This window comes from Kitasatospora sp. NPDC002543 (assembly GCF_053594915.1).
In genome coordinates this window covers 1-4,247 of sequence record NZ_JBSFWR010000204.1, presented here as the reverse complement: position 1 = coordinate 4,247, position 4,247 = coordinate 1, and the positions used below count along the sequence as shown (strand labels likewise).

General features: G+C 71.6%; 1 protein-coding gene. It reads left to right on the top strand.

Going from position 1 to position 4,247, the window contains the following annotated elements; translation table 11 throughout:
* The coding region (locus ACWD4P_RS37885; protein WP_449782777.1) for a condensation domain-containing protein at positions 1-4,247 on the top strand (4,247 nt) is incomplete at both ends.

The following is a 4,247-nucleotide window of genomic DNA, read 5'->3' as shown; positions in this document are numbered from 1 at the left end:
AACAAGCGGGTGTTCGTGCTGGACGGTTGGTTGCGTCCGGTGCCGGCGGGTGTGGTGGGGGAGGTGTATGCGGCGGGGGCCGGTCTGGCGCACGGCTATGTCGGTCGGGCAGGCTTGACGGCGGAGCGTTTCGTGGCGAACCCGTTGGGCGAGCCGGGTGAGCGGATGTATCGCACGGGGGATCTGGGGCGTTGGCGTGCGGATGGTGTGCTGGAGTACGTGGGGCGTGCGGATGACCAGGTGAAGATCCGGGGCTTCCGGGTCGAGCCGGGCGAGATCGCCGCGGTCCTCCAGGGGCATGAAGCGGTCATGCAGGCCGCCGTCGTCGTACGGGAGGACCGTCCGGGCGACAAGCGCCTGGTCGGCTACGTCGTGCCGTCGGCAGGGCGAGAGCTGGACACGGAGGAGTTGCGGCGTTTCGCGGCCGGCCGGCTGCCCCGGCACATGGCGCCTTCGGCGCTGGTGGTGCTGGAGGCGCTGCCGATCACGCCGAACGGCAAGCTGGACCAGCGGGCCCTGCCCGCACCCGCCGTCACGAGCGCCGGGACCGGTGGGCGGGCCCCGCGTTCGGCGCAGGAGGAGATCCTCTGCGTGGTCTTCTCCGAGGTCCTCGGGGTGCAGTCGGTCGGCATCGACGACGACTTCTTCGCGCTGGGTGGGCATTCCCTTCTCGCGGCCCGGTTGATCAGCCGCGTCCGTACCACTTTCGGTGCCGAACTCGGCATCCGGGACCTGTTCGACGCCCCGACCGTCGCCGGTGTCGCCGAGCGGCTGAAGGACGGCCGCCCGGCCCGACCGGCTCTGGTGGCGGGGGAGCGTCCCGAGGTGCTGCCGCTGTCCTTCGCCCAGCAACGGCTCTGGTTCCTCGACCAGCTCGAAGGCGCTGCCACGTACAACAGCCCGTACGCGTTCCGGCTGCGCGGGCCGGTGGACGTCGAGGCCCTGCGGGCGGCGATCGGTGACGTGGTGGGCCGGCACGAGGCCCTGCGAACGGTCTATCCGGCCGTCGACGGCAAGCCCCGCCAGCTGATCCTGCCCGCGGAGGCTGTCCAGGTGCCGTTCACGGTCGATCCGTGCGCAGCAGAAGACGTGGCGGAGCGGATCTCGGCCGAGGCCTTCGCCTCCTTCGACCTCTCCTCCGAACTCCCGCTGCGGGTCGTGTTGTTCACGCTCGGTGAGGACGAGTCGGTGCTGGTGCTGACCCTGCACCACATCGCGAGCGACGGCTGGTCCTCGGGCCCGCTCTGGGAGGGCTTCGCCTCGGCCTACCGGGCCCGCCTCGCGGGGCTCCGGCCCGACTGGGAGCCGTTGGCGGTCCAGTACGCGGACTACGCGCTCTGGCAGCACGATCGGCTCGGCGAGACCATGGACCGCCAACTGACCTACTGGGCAGAGGCGTTGAGTGGGACCCCGCAGGAGCTCGCCCTGCCCTTCGACCGCCCCCGACCGGCTGCGGCCTCGCACGAGGGTGAGCTGCTGGAGTTCGGGCTGGACGCCGAACTGCACGCCGAGTTGGAGGCGCTGGCGCGTCGCCACGGGGTCACCCTGTTCATGGTGCTGCACGCGGCCCTGGCGGCCCTGCTGTCGCGGGTGGGTGCGGGGACGGACATCCCGATCGGCACGGTGGTGGCCGGTCGGACGGACGAGGCGCTGGACGACCTGGTCGGGTTCTTCGTCAACACGCTCGTCCTGCGCACCGACCTGTCGGACGCCCCGACCTTCACCGAGCTCCTGGGCCGGGTCCGCGACACCGACCTGGCGGCCTTCACCCACCAGGACCTGCCGTTCGACCGGCTGGTCGAGGAGTTGAACCCGGTGCGTTCGCTGGGCCGGCACCCGCTGTTCCAGGTGATGCTGGTCCTGCAGAACAACGGCGAGGGCGCGCTGGAGCTTCCGGACGTCACCGTGGGGACCGAGTCGTTCGGCACGCCGCCGGCCAAGTTCGACCTCAACCTCACCTGCGTCGAGAACCGTGACGCCGCCGGTGCGCCGGCCGGCATCACGGTGGTCCTGCAGTACGCGACCGACCTGTTCGATCAGCGCACCGCGGGCATGCTGGCGGAGCGGCTGGTGCGCTCGCTCGGGGCGGCCGCCGGGGACCCGGAGGTTCCCGTGTCCGGCTGGGAGGTGTTCGACTCTCCCGAGCAGGAACGGTACTTCCTGACCCGGTCCGACCGGGCGCGGGCCGCGGTCGTCGCGCAGGTCCAGGAGACGGTGGAACGTCGTGGCCCCCGGACGGCGCAGGAGGAGATTCTGTGCGCCTTCTTCGCCGAGGTCCTCGGGGTGCCCTCGGTGGGGGTCGAGGACAACTTCTTCGCCCTGGGCGGGCATTCGCTCCTCGCGACCCGGTTGATCAGCCGCATCCGGACCGCCCTCAACGCGGAGCTCGGCATCCGGGACCTGTTCCGTAACCCGACCGTCGCCGGGGTGCTGGAGAAGCTGAAGGAGGGGCGTCCGGCCCGGCCCGCCCTGGTGGCGGGTGAGCGGCCGGAGGTGCTGCCGCTGTCCTTCGCCCAGCAGCGGCTCTGGTTCCTGGACCAGCTCGAAGGCGCTGCCACGTACAACAGTCCGTTCGCCTTCCGCCTGCGCGGCTCGGTGGACGTCGAGGGGCTGCGGGCGGCGATCGGTGACGTGGTGGGTCGGCACGAGGCCCTGCGGACGGTCTATCCCGCCGTCGACGGCAAGCCCCGCCAGGTGGTCCTGCCGGCGGAGAACGTCCGGGTCCCGTTCAGGGTCGAGCCGTGCACGGCGGCGGAGGTCACGGAGCGGATCTCGGCCGAGGCGTATGCCTCCTTCGACCTCTCCTCCGAACTCCCGCTGCGGGTCGTGTTGTTCACGCTCGGTGAGGACGAGTCGGTGCTGGTGCTGACCCTGCACCACATCGCGAGCGACGGCTGGTCCTCGGGCCCGCTCTGGGAGGGCGTCGCCTCGGCCTACCGGGCCCGCCTCGCGGGCGGTCTCCCCGACTGGGAGCCGCTGGCCGTCCAGTACGCGGACTACACCCTCTGGCAGCACCACCAGCTCGGCGAGATCCTCGACGAGCAGCTGACGTACTGGCGTGACGTGCTGGGCGAGCTGCCGCAGGAGCTTGCGCTGCCGTTCGACCGGCCCCGGCCGGAGGCCGCGTCGCACGAGGGTGAGTTCCTGGAGTTCGGGCTGGACGCCGGGGTGCACGCGGAGTTGGAGGCGTTGGCGCGCCGGCACGGGGTCACCCTGTTCATGGTGCTGCACGCGGCGGTGGCCGCGCTGCTGTCGCGGGTGGGTGCGGGGACGGACATCCCGATCGGGACGGTGGTGGCCGGCCGGACGGACGAGGCGCTGGACGACCTGGTCGGGTTCTTCGTGAACACGCTGGTGCTGCGGACGGACGTGTCGGACGAGCCGACCTTCGCCGAGCTGCTGGGCCGGGTCCGGGAGGCGGACCTGGCGGCCTTCACCCACCAGGACCTGCCGTTCGACCGGCTGGTGGAGGAGTTGAACCCGGCGCGTTCGCTGGGTCGGCATCCGCTGTTCCAGGTGATGCTGGTTCTCCAGAACAACGACGAGGGGACTCTCCGGCTGCCGGGCCTCACCGCGGAGTCCGAGCCGTTCGGGACACCGCCCGCCAAGTTCGACCTCAACCTCACCTGCGTGGAGAACCGCGACGCCGCCGGCGGGCCCGCGGGCATCACCGTCTTGCTGCAGTACGCGACCGACCTGTTCGACCGGGGGACCGCGGGTCTGCTGGGGGAGCGGCTGGTGCGGTTGCTCGGGGTGGCCGCCGAGGACCCGGAGGTTCCCGTGTCCGGCTGGGAGGTGTTCGACTCTCCCGAGCAGGAACGGTACTTCCTCTCCCGGGCCGAGCGGGCGTGGTCCGACGAGCCGGGGAACGAGCAGGGCGCGGCGCCGGGCAACCGCGGTCCTCGGACGGCGCAGGAGGAGATCCTCTGCGCGTTCTTCGCCGAGGTCCTCGGGGTGCCTTCGGTGGGGGTCGAGGACAACTTCTTCGCGCTGGGCGGGCATTCGCTCCTCGCGACCCGGTTGATCAGCCGCATCCGTACCACGTTGAAGGCCGAACTCGGTATCCGGGACCTGTTCCGCAACCCGACCGTCGCCGGGGTGCTGGAGAAGCTGAAGGAGGGGCGTCCGGCCCGGCCCGCCCTGGTGGCGGGGGAGCGGCCGGAGGTGCTGCCGCTGTCCTTCGCGCAGCAGCGGCTGTGGTTCCTGGACCAGTTGGAGGGGGCGTCGGCGGCGTACAACAGTCCGTT